We start from the raw sequence: 14,391 nt of genomic DNA on the forward strand, positions 1-14,391 counted from the left end.
ACGAAATAGCGTTTGCCGGGAGAGGGATCGGCTGGTTTAGCTAATCAACTCAGCTGTCCAGCCTGATTCCTTCCTGTTCCAGATACGCGCCGATGTTGAACGTTTGCCCGTCGAGCAGTTCCAGATCCCGGTGCCAGTTCATGGTCAGCCAGGCATCAGCATTACGGTCGGCTACCATCACCTGTTGCGAATCCGTATATACCCAGATTACACGATCGGTGCCAAAATCGAGTAATTTCCGGGTTTTCAAGTTGACATAGTTTTTGTCTTCCGTTTTGGAAATATCGGCTTTCACATCAATCTCAACCGCGACTTTGGCGGGTACGTTAGCGTAGCGCACATTGATCTTATCAGCTGTTAGCACGCTACGTTCGTAAATGGCCCTAATACTAGAGCGGTAGTCCGTCGAATATTTCATGCACTAATGATTCCAACGAAACGGCGACCGAAGTTGATTTGGTGGACGCTCGGTGCGGGCGTTTCTTAGGGTCGAGTGTTTGAGTCGGTTCCATAGTTGGCAAGATACGTAGTATGGTAAGATTACCCCAGTCGTCGAACTAACAAACTGTTTACCAGTTCAAAGAGGGCCGTTGGTTTAACCGTTCGCCACTGGGGCAGGTCCAGCGTGCCGCCGAAGTTAATGTAGTAATCGAGGTGATACTTTTTCCATTCCTGCTCAATAAATTCGGGTGTATGAATGGCCGCAATCCAGCCGTCTTCTACGTCTTCAAACCATTCCTCATAGTAAGAATCATCAGAGCCGTGAAAGTTGAGGATATTTTCGGCGATGAGAACGAAATATTTGATGCCCTCATTCACCAGCACATCAACAACCTGCCGTTTCAGGTACATGATGTCGTTGTGCAGCGTATCGTTCCACTCGCCAAATAGCTCGATGACCGCAAACTGACGGTCGTAGTTGGCGTAGAGAATCTTACAGTAAAGGGTTTCTGAGCCGATTTCGTCCCAGAGTGGGTGAATGTAGTAGCCGTAGATGTCGTTCTCGTACGACTGCATGTTGTATTCCCGTTCGTGGAACGGTGACCGATCATCTTCCGAAGCTGTATAGTATTTTTCCCAGCCGTAAAATGGTTCAATATCCTGCATAGCAATGCCAATGAAATAAGTTAGACAGGCAGCTTTGTCCCTACTTCTAAGATACAAAAAATGGCCCGGATAGGAGCCATTTTTTGTGCAGAATTACGAATGAAATAAGCCGCTGAACTATGGATTACTCAACTGCCCTGATAAGGTGCGCAGTGCTGCTGATAAACCATCCAGCCGGGACGAAATATCGCCTTCGGCGCCCATCAGCGTACTGAACTCCACCGTTTGGGTTGCCAGTGTATCGAGCAGTTGCCCGAGTTCGGCATTGTTGATCTGATCACTCTTCAACTGTGTTTTTACCTGCTCCAGCGTCGTGGTGATATCACCGGCGTTGTCGGCCTGGTGCAACTGCTTCAGCCACTGATCCAGAATACCCAGACCGCTCTGAGGGGTTTCTTCGGTCTGATCTCCCTCCAGCAGGGTCATGGTTGAATCCAGCAGATCGGTTGATTCTTCGTGTGTAAGCATATCAGAAGTGGTTGCTGAATGTGCGTAATACGTCGGCCAGTTTTTTTATCTGCACCGACGTTGGATCGTCGACCGTTGGTTCATTGGCCAGGGTGGCCGTGTGACGGGCCATGTTAAGAAGCAGATGGCGGATTTGTTCAACGTTGGGCGAATCTGATTTTAATAAATCGCGCAGAGTCCCTACTTCGGCCAGTACCCGTTCGGCCCCTACATCGCCGGGAAGGGCGTTAAGCCAGCCTTCCAGCAGTAGAATGCCTTGATCCGGGGTAATATTTATCGTTGTACCATCCCCCAGCAAACCAAGGGTATCGGTTAACATTCTGTGTTCAAGCGATGTGTTTGCTTCCATTGTGTAGTGAAATTTAAATCCTGCTCTTCCCTGCAACAGGGTTGAGTCAACTTATAAAGAGTCGCTGAAGCTACGCAGCGCTTTTGCCAGCCGTTCCAGACTGCCCGTCCAGGTGCCTTCTGACGTTGGTGCTTCGGCAACCTGCTGGGTTTTGGTAGCTAACGTACCCATCAGTGATTTGATCTGAGCCGCATCGGATGGTGTAGCCTGTAGTTCGTTCCGCAGGGCATTCAGGTCGTCCTTGAGATGGTCGATGTTAGGATCTCCCTGCATAGCCTGCAGCCAGCCATCAATCAGCATAACGCCCTGTGCTGGCGTAACCCCCTGCTGGTGACCATCCCGAAAAATAGTCAGTGTATCTTCGAGCATGCGCTCTTCCAGAATATTCGTTCCCATGTGTATTTGCGTAATGTAGTAGACCGTAACGTATCGCTGCGCTGGATCGGACTAGCTTACCCAGCCTGACTCAAAACAGGGAAGGGCTACGGTTGTAAAGGAATAACTCAGGCCGAAATACTTTGTTCAGGTAAGACCAAACCCGTCACCGAACCCGACTGGATAATCGGCGTTCGGTGACGGGTTTGGCTATTTTTTAGTACTGCGAGCGTCCCTGCGACTGGGCCGTTGCCGAATCACCGGTACCTCCCGATACGCCCATACCGCCAACGCTACGTGACTCCGTGCGTCGTGCATCCGACGTATCAGCGCTCTGATTGTCCTCTTCTTTCGTATCGTCGGCGTCACCACTCCGGTAATCGCCTTCTTCCGTATTATCGGGCTCGGCGTCAGTGGATGTTGTGGACTCGTTGCCACCATCGCTGCCCGTCGTGTCGTCCATACCGATGGAAGCTGCCGGGCCGTTGCTGGTTGTTCCGCCCGTCAGACGGGTGTCGCCCGTGCCGCTGTCAATAGCAGACGTACCTACCCCGCTATTTGTCGATTCACCACCTACAGTACTCGTCATAGGCGCCTGACTACCGGCCTGGGGCTGTTCGCCCGATCCACCCAACCGCTGGCTGAATCCTTCCAGCGAGTCGACTAACGGTTTCAGTTTTGTCTGTACGACCGAATCGGCGGTGTCTGCTGCCTGTTTTGCCTGTTGGGCCAAATCCGTCAGAAGTTGCCGGATGTGGGAGCCGTCTGGCGAACCGTTGCGCAGTTCAGTACGTAGGTCGCCTAGTTTTGTTGTAATGGAATCGGCAGACTGCTCGTCGCTGGGCAGGGCGCTGATCCAGCTGTCAATCAATGTAATTCCGTCTATGGGAGAGACACTGACTGCGCTGCCGTTAAATGTATTAACGGTCGTATCTACCAGATTAAATGCGTGTTGGTCAATAGCCATAACTAGCAAAGGTTTAGGATTCGGTAATAGTAGCCGCTACCTGACGGTGCAGATTTTCCAGCGTAGCGACCAGTTGAGACAACTCTGTCTGCTCGGCGCTGGCTTCGGCTGCTTTCATTATTTTCTGGGTTTGATCGATCAAATCCTGCAGAATATCGGTAACTGCCGTTGGATCGGGGTCACCCTCAATCGTTTCGGTGTCGAGTTCAGCCCGAAGCTCTTCCAGCGTATCAGCCAGTTCATTGGTTGCGTCGGTTCCAGCCTCGTCGAGTCGGTCGAGCCACCGGTCAATAAACGCCAGGCCGTCCTGTGGTTCAATGTTGCTGATGCCACTGTCAAACGCATTGACGGTTTCTTCGATGAGTGACGTCTGGTTTTGGTCCTGAGAAATCATAAGGCGTTGAGTTTATGAGTTACTATTCGTTTCTAACGAAAACTGACTGAATTGCTGCGCAAAATCGTACAGGGCCGACGCCAGACTTTTCAGCTTGTTTTTTGCTTCGCCTTCAGCGGCATTGTTAGCGAGGTCTGAGGTTTCGCCCGCCAGGTTGTGCAGCAGCTCGTCGATCTTGTGCGTATCGCCATCCGTGAGCGCATCCCGTAGTTTGGTAAGCGGCTCGGCCACCCACTGGGTGCTGACGTCCGACTGAACGACAAAAATCCATTCCTGCACCAGATCGGCACCCGACGTGGGGTTGGCGGCTGAAACGCCACCGCCCAGCAGAGACAACGTATTGTCCAGGGCTGTGTTGAATCTTATTTTAGGATCTTCCATAACGTGATAAGGATTAGTTTTGAAGAAAAACCGGTGTCAATCGGGATTGTTTTCTGACGGGCTTCGTTCTGCTGAAAATTCCCACTGATTAAATAGACTATTTGATGGATTCACGTCAGTTACTTCCTGAAGTCAGGTACCAGTTTGCCCGGAGTGGGGGCGCTGGCGGCCAGCATGTTAATAAGGTAGCTACGAAAGCGGAACTGCGGTTTGACGTGCGAAATTCGGCCTTGCTGACCGATGAGGAAAAGGGAATCCTGGAAGCTAAACTCGCTGCGAAGCTAACAACCGAGGGCGAGCTGGTGCTGACCCACCAGACTGAACGAACGCAGTTGGCCAACAAAGAAAAAGTGACGGCTAAGTTTCTGCGGCTTGTGCAGAAAGCATTTACGCCCGCCAAGACCCGTCGGGCCACGAAGCCGTCCAAAGCGGCCGTTGCCGAACGAATTACCGAGAAAAAGCGGAAGGGCGACGTTAAAGCCAATCGCCGGAAGGTTGACTATTGAGTCGGTGAGCCGGATTAAAACTCGGTCGGACGCCGGCAGAGCTGTAAGTTTCGCCAGAGTTTTTACCTGCATAGGTCATTAGACCAGGAGCCATAAAAAAGCGGTATCGACCCAGGTCGATACCGCTTTTTTATGGCTTGACATAGAACGAGTTCCTAAAAAAGATTCGGGTAGTCGGTAATGATACCATCAACGCCCAGTTTTACCAGTCCCTCGATCTCCGGCTTGGTGTTTACCGTCCAGGGAATAATCTGCATGCCTTTGTCATGGCAGGCTTTCACCGTTTCAGCCGTTATGCCCTTGTAGTAGGGGCTGTACGTCTTTGGCGTGAAGCCTAACGTTGCCAGATTCTCGTCGACTGACTTCGTATTGGCCGTCAGGTACGCAATGGCCACCGTTGGGTACTCCTTGTGAATCAGTTGCAGGGGGCGGGCGTCGAACGACTGAATGTTGTAACGCGTGCCCAGTTTCTGCTGGCAGATTGGCATAACCAGCTTTACGAACTCGGCTGGCTCAGGATTGTAGACATTGTCCGTAGCCGGGCTCATTTTGATCTCGATGTTGTAACGAGGTTGGGGCAGCTTCTTTGCCTTCGCATAGGCTTCAACCGAGTCAATCAGTTCCGTCAGTAGGGGTTTGTAAGCCCGGAAGTTTTTCTGCTCAGGAAACTGCGGATGCTTCTTACTGCCTACGTCGTATTTTTTGATTTGGTCGTATGTAAGCTGGTAGAGGTTGATGGATTTTTGCTCATCAGCCGTAACGGGCGTTCCGTCGGGTTTGGTCGTAATATCGGCCGACATGTACGGGTCGTGTGAGACGACAACCTGCCTGTCTTTCGAAATGATTACGTCCAATTCCAGGGTTTCAACACCTATATCCATAGCTTTTTTCATGGCCTGGATTGTGTTCTCGGGCATGAGTCCGCGCGTGCCCCGGTGGCCCTGCCGGTCGAGTTTGTTTTGTGCCAGCACCAGTTGAGAACTAAGCAGCAGACTTACCAATCCAATCGTCTTGATCATTGTCAATGGGTAGTTGTTAAGCGAGGTATTGACCAGGTGTAAAAATAATACCCTGATCAATACCTCGGCGGAAAGAAACGAAATTAGAAGCTATAGCGCGCGCCCAACTGAATCTGGAACGGATCGCCCGAAGGGGTTACCGCACCTGAGTTATTAACTCGATAATTATACCGTTGCGTCGACTGTGAGAAACCTGGAATTGCTGCGTTACCACCGCTGGCTGGAACGCCAAGTGCATATAGGGTTTGTGTGCCTAGTGACAAATTCGTACCCCGGTTCCGGTTCAGCAGGTTGGCGAAATTGAAAATATCGGCCGACAGCTCAATCGCGTGGGTTTTGTAGATGCGGAACCGCTTCAGCGCCCGGATGTCAAGTACGCCGTAGAAGCCGTTGATACCGCCGTTACGCTGAGCAATCTGACCCGAATAGGCGTTGATGTAGTTTTTCAGGCTCTGGCTGGCGTCTGGGTTGTCGAGCAGTGTTTGCAGACCTGTCCGGACGTTGGTAGGCACTTCTGCGCTGTTCCGATCGAAAACAAAGGCCAGATCGTTTGTCGCCACGAAGTCGCCGTTGGTGTTGGCGCCCGACAACAGCGAGTAGCGGGTACCGCCGATACCCGTGTACCGAACGCCGAGCGTGATGCCAAAGAATGAGGGCAGCGTACCGTAGAACACAACCTTGTTGCGGAAGTGATTATCCGAGTACGTGATGTTGCTCAGGTTGCGTGGATCATCTTTAACGGGCAGGACCAGGGTTGCGGTGTTGGCTACGTTCCCGTTGTAGGTTACGTTGTCGCGGGTGTCGTTCCAGGTGAAGCTCGCCGTGATTTCGCCATCGCGGAAGTACTGCCAGGTAGCATCAACGACGGCGGCAAATTGATTGACGCGGCCTTCGCTGTTCAGCTCCAGTACCCGACCCAGCTTGTTGCTAAGACGGCCCAACTGCCAGTCTGTTACCCCGCTCGACGTAACGCTTGCCGCCGGTACGTACACGCCCCGGTTGGCTTCGTTGGATAGACGGAAGAACGGATCGGCCACCATGTTTCGGTCGACGTACATATAGTTGTTCCGGCCTAACGACATGTAGCCCGAGATACCTACTTTCAATTTATCGGTCAGGTAGCGCGAGTACGACACGTTGGCTTTGTACAGCGTCGGGATTTTCGCGTTAGGCCCGGTCATGTTGATGGTTGGTACCTGGAATTGAGCCAGCGTTGGAATGCTGTTATAATCCTGCCGGTAGGCCGCAAAATTAGGAGCCGGAACATTGGCTCCCCGCACGTCAACGGTAGCAAAATGCTTGCCGTCGAAGGTCAGGTTGTTGATCAGCATGTAGTTGTTGATGTCTGATGCGAATACGCCAGCCCCAAACCGAACGAAGTCACGGTGTTCGCTATTGACGTCCCAGTTAAACTGAATACGTGGCTGGGGAATAAAGGTTTTGATCTGATTGTCCGTACGTAATTTCAGCTCGTCGAATACCAGCTGGTTGAATTGCGCTTTCGGATAAACAGCATAATCGAAACGCAAACCGGCGGTCATTTCCAACCCTGGGGTCAGATGCGTTGTCATCTGTCCGTACAGACCCGCGTTGAGGATATTACTGTAGACCGTCGGATCGGCCACGAGCGGTACCTCACGGTAGAAGCGGTAGGGTTGCAGGTTATTGAAATTATCAAGCGCAGGAGTTACCGTTACAACGCCATTAACAACGCTGTTGCTTTCGTTGTAATGGAATCGTCCATTTACTTCACTGCCGTAGAGAGATTTCGCGTGGGTATACATCAGATCGACTCCGAACGTATACTGTACTTTGTCGGTGTTGAGGTAAAAATTGTCGACCAGTTGCAGAACATTGTTCGTAAATCCCTCTTGCGCGAACCGGTGGCCACCCATCTGAATATTGGTTGACAGCGTACCTCCTTCGATAGTTGACCGCACCGTTTCCACGATGTTACGTGGGATGTTGGCCGCCGGCAGCTGATCGCCGGGGCTGCTTTTCTGGTAGGTGAAGAGGTGCTGTAGTTTCAGCTCGTTGGTGATCTTCGGCGTAAACGTCGTACGGAGCGTAGCCAGCAGGCTGTTGTCCACGTTGTAATCGTTACCGTACGATTCAAACGCGTTGATCGACGTATTATCGGCCAGTCCCAGCTTGTTGCGGTCGTTGGTATAGTTGTCGCGGATGGTCAGCAGGTTGTTCGCGTTGATCTGCCAGTCGATACGGGCGAAACCAGCATCCGTACCCCGTCGTTTCGGGAACGTACCAAACTGCTGCGTGTTAGCCATGCCGTACTTGCTGCGGGCAATGTCGACAAAACGGTTCAGGGTTGCGTTCGTTACGTTGAACCGGCGCTCGTCCAGTGGCGTCTGAATGTCGGCGATGATCAGCGGGCGCGAATCCTCCTGGTGGTCCCAGACCACAAAATAGTGCAGCTTGTCTTTGATGATGGGGCCGCCCAGCGAGAAACCAAACTGATTGGTTGAGAACGGTACGTTACGTTGGTTACCCCGAATGTCGTATTTACTCGACAGCCAGTTGGCGCGGGTGTAGTTGAAGAGGCTACCCGTTAGTTTGTTGGTACCGGCTTTGGTTACGGCACTCACCAGACCACCCCCGGCCCGGCCGTACACAACGTCGTACTGGTTGGTGATTACTTTAAATTCCCGAACGGCCTCGATCGAAATGGAGTATGGTGCACCGCTGCGGCTCGTCGTCGAACCGGCCGAGGTGGGGTTCTTCGCGTTCATCCCGTCGATTGTATAGTTAGTCGACGAACCAAGTTGTCCGGATAAGCTACCGCTGTTGTTGGTGAGGGGCGATAAGTTGATGAGTTGCGTGAAATTACGTCCGTTGACGGGCAGCGATACCAGCGTTTTGGCGTTGATGGCCGTGGCTGCGCCCAGAATGTCCGTTTTGTTTTTCAGTCCCGACGCGACAACCTGCACCACTTCCAGATCCTGGCCGGTCTCCTGCATGGTCAGGTTGATTTTGATGTCGTCGCCCTGGTTGACCATGTAACCCGTCCGGCGCTGTTCACCCAGGCCCACGGCTGTAACGGTAACCGTGTACGGGCCGCCCAGTGGAATTTCCTTAAAAACATACTCGCCTTTTACGTTCGTGACGGTTCCCGTCGAGAACCCCGTTGACTCGTTACGCACCCGAATCGTAGCACCGGGCAGGGGAGCATTATTTTGTTCAGAAATAACGCCCGAGATGGAAGCCTGGGTCGTCTGGGCCAGCAGCCTATCGGACAGACAAAGAATAGAAAATAGTAATAAAACAATAGAGAGTAGCCTGTTTCTCATTACAGTCATGATAGAATTTACTACCGCAAAGAGAGTCTGCTTACGTTACCTGGAAGTTACCAGCCCGTTACCAATGTATGACCTTTAGTCGGTCGGAATAACCGATAACTTCACACTACATTCATAAATGGGCAGAGTTTAGTGCGCTTAATAAATAATGGGACCGCACAGAAACTGAATAAAGTAAACCGTTAAAACCAACTGTACCTGTTGCCATAACAGCTTGTTAATATATGGGCGAAAATGGTAATTTATTGAGTTGTAACCTGTTTCTAACTTGCGCCAAAAACAGTATGATACGAACGTCGATTATTCTGGAACTGGACGGAAAATGGCCTGTCTGGCACCAGGAAACGGGTTTGGCAAAAAACGCCGAAGTGGCAAACTGGCTATTTATGTTCTGTGGCTGGAACGACGGAACAACTCGTTACCCATGCCTGTGCACCCAGCAGATTCAGGAGGATTGGGCTGAAATTGACCCCGAGACTTCCTGCGATATACGAGCTCATTGGGTATTGGGTAACCGGCTGCTGTTGAATTAGAAGGTGTCATCCGATCAGGCTACCTACCGGTAAGATGTATCAGTAAAGTTGGCTAACGGCGTTGACTAAGCTGGTCGAGCCGATAATTAATGGCGAACGCTGGTGCAGTTTCTCGATGGGAATGTCGAGCAGGCGTTGGCGGCCGTCGGTAGCGCTGCCTCCGGCCTGTTCAACCAGGAAAGCCATCGGGAAGCATTCGTACAGGAGTCGCAGCTTGCCATTGGGCGCCTGCCGGGTAGCGGGGTAGAGGTAGACTCCCCCTTTAAGCAGATTCCGGTGTACGTCGGCAATCAGGGCGCCGATGTAGCGCGCCGTAAACCGGTTTTCTCGACACTGAGAAATATAGTGTTGAATACCCGTCGGAAAATCAGCCAGGTTACCCTCGTTGCAGGAGTAAATCCGGCCGTCGACTGGCGTGGTCAGGTTGGCGTGCGATAGGAAAAACTCACCCAACGATCCGTCGTACGTAAAGCCGTTGACCCCCTGGCCCGTCGTGTAAACCAGCATGGTCGAGGTGCCATAGAGGACGTAACCGGCGGCAACCTGCTGGTGGCCCCCCTGCAGAAAATCGCTTTCCACGACCGGACCCCCTATCGGCGACTGCCGCCGGTAGATCGAGAAGATGGTACCGATCGATACGTTGACGTCGATATTAGACGAGCCGTCGAGCGGGTCGATGGCTACGACGTATTTTCCCTGTTGGTTGCCCGTGTGAACAATACTGTCTTCTTCCTCCGACACGATAGCGGCCACCTCACCCCCGTTGCGCAGGGCGCGCAGAAACCGGACATGAGCAATCATGTCCAGTTTCTGCTGCGCTTCGCCGTGCTGATTTTCGGTGCCGAAACCTCCGGTGATGGCCAGTAGCCCCGCCCGGCTGACTTCCCGCTGGACAATCTTGGCCGCCAGCGCAATATCGCGCAGTAACTGTGAGAGTTCACCAGTAGCCGCCGGGGAGGCCTGCTGTCGTCGTTTGATGAACCGATCCAGGGTTGTACCGACTGGGACGGCAACGGTTTCTTCCGAATAACTAGCCATACGTTCCGAAAGGATAAAAAATGACAGGTAACTACGCGAAGAGTGACTCGGCTGGCCCGTCTTCTGTACTTTTCTGGTAGGTCAGGTAGTTGTCCCGGAAGGCGCGGGCCAGCCGGTTGGCCGTTACGTCGTAGTCGATGGCCCGCGCCCAGGTCTGACTTGGATTGAGAAGCTCGGCCGGAATGCCGGGACAGCTACGCGGAATCTGCAGACCGAAGGGTTGTAGCGTCTGGTAGTCGACACTATTCAGCGTTCCGTCGAGAGCGGCCCGGATGACGGCGCGGGTATACGCCAGTTTGATCCGTTGGCCTGTCCCGAAGGAGCCGCCCGTCCAGCCCGTGTTTACTAGCCAGACCGGCACGTCGGCTGATTTCAGGTGGTCGCCCAGCAGATTTGCGTAGTCGAACGGATGCAGAGGTAAAAACGCTGAGCCGAAACAGGCCGAAAAAGTTGGTACGGGTTCTTTGATGCCTACTTCCGTACCCGCCAGTTTAGCCGTGTAACCCGACAGAAAATAGTACATGGCCTGTTTGACGGTTAACCGGGCGATGGGAGGCAGCACCCCGAAGGCATCGGCTGTCAGAAAAAACAGATGCTTGGGCGGGGCTCCGATTGATGGCGTTGCCCGATTGGCAATAAAGTCGAGCGGGTAGGCCGTTCGGGTATTCTCCGTTACGGATTGGTCGGTGTAATCGACAGTCAGGCTGCCAGGTGTAAAGCGCGTATTCTCCAGGATTGCACCGGGTCGGATCGCTCCATAAATTTCTGGTTCGTGTTCGGCGCTCAGGTTAATAACCTTGGCGTAACAACCCCCCTCAAAGTTAAACACTTGATCACTCCAGCCGTGTTCGTCGTCGCCGATCAGTCGCCGGTCAGGATCGGTTGAGAGCGTTGTTTTGCCGGTGCCTGATAAACCAAAAAACAGCGCTGTGTCGCCTGCCTGACCGATGTTCGCTGAGCAGTGCATGGACAAGACGCCCTGCCGGGGAAGCGTGAAGTTGAGCACCGAAAAAATGCCTTTTTTCATTTCCCCCGCGTAGCCCGTACCACCGATCAGAACGATACGTTTGGTGAAGTTGATAATCGTGAAGTTTTCCTGTCGGGTGCCGTCGGTGGCGGGGTCCGCCTGGAAGCCTGGGAGATCCAGGATCGTCCAGTCGGGGGAAAAGTCAGCGCGTTCGGCGTCGGTCGTTTCGATAAACAGGTTGTGACAGAACAGATTGTGCCAGGCTAGTTCGTTCACCACGGCGATGTTAATGGCGTAGCGAGGATCGGCCCCGGCCTTGACGTAACGCACGAACGCAGTTTTGTCGGCCAGCGCATCGAGCATACGTTGGTGCAGGCTGTCAAACTTCGCTGAAGGGAATGGTTGATTGACTGCGCCCCACCACACCGTCTTAGCGGTCAGGTCATCGCGGACGATGTACTTGTCTTTTGGAGAACGACCCGTAAACGTGCCCGTGTCGCACATCAATACGCCTGTATCGGTTAGTACACCTTCGCCCCGTTCCAGGGCCAGCCCGGTTAGGCCTGCGACGGATAGGTTTAGCGCTACGGTCGTGGTGGGAGGGAGGCCCAATGTCTGCATCAGGCTCGTATCTGTGTCGGAAAGTGCTGGAAATGTGTTCGTATTCATAGCGTAAACAGGTTGTTGATTAGCAGATTGACTAACGGGAGAAGGGATGAGTTACCGATTCAGGACGGGTTCGGGAGTAGGGAGATCAGGGACAGACGGAGGGGGCGTGTGATGGTTAAAGGCTTGCTCCATCATGGTTCGGTCGAACGCTTTTTCATTGTTGGCCAGGAAAACCGTGGCAACGGCATTGCCAATGAAATTGGTGATCGAACGCGCTTCGGACATGAACCGGTCGACACCCAGCAGCAGCGCCAGCCCTTCGACCGGAATTACCCGTATGGCTGTCAACGTGCTGGCGAGCACCACAAAACCGCTGCCCGTGACGCCTGCCGCCCCTTTTGAGGTAACCATCAGAATACCAATGATCGTCAGGATTTGTGAACCGGTCAGTTCAACGCCGAAGACCTGCGCCAGAAAGAGCGTTGCCAGCGATAAATAAATGGTAGTGCCGTCAAGGTTGAACGAGTAGCCCGCTGGAACGACCAGCCCCACTACGGGTTTGGCGCAGCCCATTCGTTCGAGCTTTTCCATCAGGGCGGGTAGCGCGGCCTCCGACGACGAGGTGCCGAGTACGATCAGTAACTCCTGCCGAATGTACTTCAGGAACGACCAGAGACTAATTCTATAATAACGTAGGATGGCGTTGAGTACCACGAATACGAACAGAAACATGGTCGCATAAACGGTGGTCATCAGCTTGGCCAACGGTAATAACGTACCAATGCCGTACTTGCCGATGGTATAGGCCATCCCGCCAAATGCGCCAATCGGGGCGAAGCGCATGACCATATGCAGCCCCTTGAATACCCACTTCGACGCCATCGACAACCAGCCCAGTATCCGCTCCCGGCCTTCGTATCGGCTCAGGACCATACCCACGACAATCGATACCAGCAGGACCTGTAACGTGAGGTTATCGGCCAGGAATTTGAGCCATGAGAAGGATTCCGCCCGTTGCGTGTACTGACTGATAGCTCCACCGTTAAGATTGCCCGTTGCTACGCCGTCGCCGGGCCGGATGAGGTTAGCCACGCCGATACCAATGAGCAGGGCCAGCGTTGTTACGATTTCGAAGTATAACAGAGCCTTACCGCCTACCCGACCGACTTTCTTCAGATCTCCCATGCTGCTGATGCCCAGCGTAATAGTCAGGAAAATGATCGGGTTGATGAACAGCTTGACTACGTTGATGAACCACTTGCCCAGAAATTCCAGCTGAACGGCGGTGACGGGGGCGAAGTGACCCAGCAGAGCACCTGATACGATTGCGGTGAGGACCCAGAACGTCAGATTAGTTAGTAGCTTTTTCATTCAGTTGTTAGAGAAACAGATAAATCAGAACAACAACAGGAAACGACAGCGGAATGCCGATGCCCACCATCTGCGACGCCAGTGGAGCGTTCAGCTGGTAGCGACTCGCCAGAATAGCCGCCGTATTCATCGGACCAATCGCCGAGCCCAGTACGCACAGGTTGGCGACGTAATCATGGCGCCCCAGCCAGAATCGGCACAGGGCAAAAACCAGCAGCGGGGCCAGCAGTAATTTGTAGGATAGGACCAGCAGGAGCCGGTAACGTTCGGCGGGTTCTGCCCGCCAGCGTAGCTGCAAACCCACCGATAACAGAGCCAGTACTGAAAACGGCGCACTGATTTTTTCGAGGAGGTCATGCACCAGCGCCGGATGCCGGTAACCCAGTCCGTTCGCAGCTAATGCCAGCAAAAAAACCGGAAAGGGCGGAAATCGGAGCATGTTGCCCAGTAGTTGCCGCCACGAAGGCTGCCTGGCCGTATGCCAACTGGCCAGTGCTACGCCCAGCGTCATGGCGACGCCGAACGTACCGGCCTGACTCATTACGATACCCACTGCCAGACCCGCTTTGCCGTAGAGTAGTTCGAACAGCGGAAAGCCCACGAACGAAACACTGCTGATGCCACCAGTTAATTGAAGCGCCCCCAGCGTGGGGCGGTCAAGCGCCTGACTGCTCCTCCGCAGGGATCGACTGACCACCCCGAAAAACAACAGGCCAACCAGAAACACGAACCAGGGAACCAGCGCCGGTAACAAAAGCTCCCGGTTCAGCTGCATGTCCGGAATATGCAGCAACGTCAGCGCCGGAATGAATACCGTTATCAGCAGCTGATTCACCGTTAGATGAGCATCGGCGGGAACTGCCCGGCTCTGTCGCAACAGTATCCCCGCGAGCAGGCAGATAAGCAACAGCGCCACATTCACCATAGGCTCGGCTTGGGTTGTTCGAGATTCCGTCATCCCAAACCGGCGGTCCGGGATGACGGAATCTCCTC

The 14,391-nt window shown here is 53.3% G+C and carries 16 protein-coding genes; 2 read left to right on the forward strand and 14 right to left on the reverse strand.

Annotated features, from left to right (window positions below; all coding sequences use genetic code 11):
• Window positions 1-49: 49 nt before the first annotated feature.
• The 8 genes from HU175_RS09080 to HU175_RS09115 form a co-directional block, all read right to left on the reverse strand.
• Window positions 50-418 carry a hypothetical protein gene (locus tag HU175_RS09080; protein ID WP_176566289.1) on the reverse strand — a complete coding sequence of 123 codons (369 nt, stop codon included), beginning with the start codon at window positions 416-418 and terminating at the stop codon, window positions 50-52.
• Between the two features lie 122 nt (window positions 419-540).
• Window positions 541-1,107, reverse strand: a complete 567-nt coding sequence (locus tag HU175_RS09085; RefSeq protein WP_176566290.1) for a hypothetical protein — start codon at window positions 1,105-1,107, stop codon at window positions 541-543.
• Between the two features lie 117 nt (window positions 1,108-1,224).
• A complete protein-coding gene (locus HU175_RS09090) occupies window positions 1,225-1,575 on the reverse strand; it encodes a hypothetical protein (protein ID WP_176566291.1) in 351 nt (116 codons plus the stop codon).
• Window position 1,576: 1 nt separating this feature from the next.
• Complete coding sequence (locus HU175_RS09095; RefSeq protein WP_228724378.1) at window positions 1,577-1,894, reverse strand: hypothetical protein; 318 nt, start codon at window positions 1,892-1,894, stop codon at window positions 1,577-1,579.
• Between the two features lie 81 nt (window positions 1,895-1,975).
• Window positions 1,976-2,320 (reverse strand): hypothetical protein, encoded by a 345-nt coding sequence (locus HU175_RS09100; RefSeq protein WP_176566293.1) that lies wholly within the window; start codon window positions 2,318-2,320, stop codon window positions 1,976-1,978.
• 196 nt (window positions 2,321-2,516) lie between these two features.
• Entirely contained in the window at window positions 2,517-3,266 is a 750-nt protein-coding gene (locus HU175_RS09105) for a hypothetical protein (protein WP_176566294.1), read from the reverse strand.
• Between the two features lie 13 nt (window positions 3,267-3,279).
• Window positions 3,280-3,660: a hypothetical protein gene (locus HU175_RS09110; protein WP_176566295.1), complete on the reverse strand. Its 381-nt coding sequence runs from the start codon at window positions 3,658-3,660 to the stop codon at window positions 3,280-3,282.
• A 12-nt stretch (window positions 3,661-3,672) separates the two neighbouring features.
• A complete protein-coding gene (locus tag HU175_RS09115; protein ID WP_176566296.1) occupies window positions 3,673-4,041 on the reverse strand; it encodes a hypothetical protein in 369 nt (122 codons plus the stop codon).
• A 104-nt stretch (window positions 4,042-4,145) separates the two neighbouring features.
• Between HU175_RS09115 and arfB the strand changes: the two genes are divergently transcribed.
• On the forward strand, window positions 4,146-4,547 hold the full coding sequence (arfB, locus tag HU175_RS09120; protein ID WP_176566297.1) for an alternative ribosome rescue aminoacyl-tRNA hydrolase ArfB: 402 nt from the start codon (window positions 4,146-4,148) through the stop codon (window positions 4,545-4,547).
• A 155-nt stretch (window positions 4,548-4,702) separates the two neighbouring features.
• On the opposite strand, the gene HU175_RS09125 is transcribed toward arfB, so the two are convergent.
• Both HU175_RS09125 and HU175_RS09130 read right to left on the reverse strand, forming a co-directional pair.
• Window positions 4,703-5,566, reverse strand: coding sequence for a glycerophosphodiester phosphodiesterase family protein (locus HU175_RS09125; protein ID WP_176566298.1), 864 nt, complete (start codon window positions 5,564-5,566; stop codon window positions 4,703-4,705).
• A gap of 83 nt (window positions 5,567-5,649) precedes the next feature.
• Window positions 5,650-8,871 (reverse strand): TonB-dependent receptor, encoded by a 3,222-nt coding sequence (locus HU175_RS09130; protein ID WP_176566299.1) that lies wholly within the window; start codon window positions 8,869-8,871, stop codon window positions 5,650-5,652.
• A gap of 293 nt (window positions 8,872-9,164) precedes the next feature.
• Between HU175_RS09130 and HU175_RS09135 the strand changes: the two genes are divergently transcribed.
• A complete protein-coding gene (locus HU175_RS09135; RefSeq protein WP_176566300.1) occupies window positions 9,165-9,413 on the forward strand; it encodes a hypothetical protein in 249 nt (82 codons plus the stop codon).
• Window positions 9,414-9,452: 39 nt separating this feature from the next.
• Here HU175_RS09135 and fbp read toward each other — a convergent pair whose 3' ends face one another.
• Genes fbp through HU175_RS09155 form a run of 4 tightly spaced genes read right to left on the reverse strand, consistent with a single transcriptional unit; the run spans window position 9,453 to window position 14,356 of the window.
• A complete protein-coding gene (gene fbp / locus HU175_RS09140; protein ID WP_176566301.1) occupies window positions 9,453-10,451 on the reverse strand; it encodes a class 1 fructose-bisphosphatase in 999 nt (332 codons plus the stop codon).
• A 31-nt stretch (window positions 10,452-10,482) separates the two neighbouring features.
• The gene (gene pckA, locus HU175_RS09145; RefSeq protein ID WP_410528592.1) at window positions 10,483-12,087 is read right to left on the reverse strand and encodes a phosphoenolpyruvate carboxykinase (ATP); all 1,605 of its coding nucleotides are present in this window, start codon (window positions 12,085-12,087) and stop codon (window positions 10,483-10,485) included.
• Between the two features lie 51 nt (window positions 12,088-12,138).
• Complete coding sequence (locus tag HU175_RS09150; protein WP_176566302.1) at window positions 12,139-13,398, reverse strand: cation:dicarboxylate symporter family transporter; 1,260 nt, start codon at window positions 13,396-13,398, stop codon at window positions 12,139-12,141.
• A gap of 7 nt (window positions 13,399-13,405) precedes the next feature.
• Window positions 13,406-14,356, reverse strand: coding sequence for an AEC family transporter (locus HU175_RS09155; RefSeq protein WP_176566303.1), 951 nt, complete (start codon window positions 14,354-14,356; stop codon window positions 13,406-13,408).
• Window positions 14,357-14,391 lie beyond the last annotated feature (35 nt).

This window comes from Spirosoma sp. KUDC1026 (genome assembly GCF_013375035.1).
GTDB lineage: Bacteria > Bacteroidota > Bacteroidia > Cytophagales > Spirosomataceae > Spirosoma.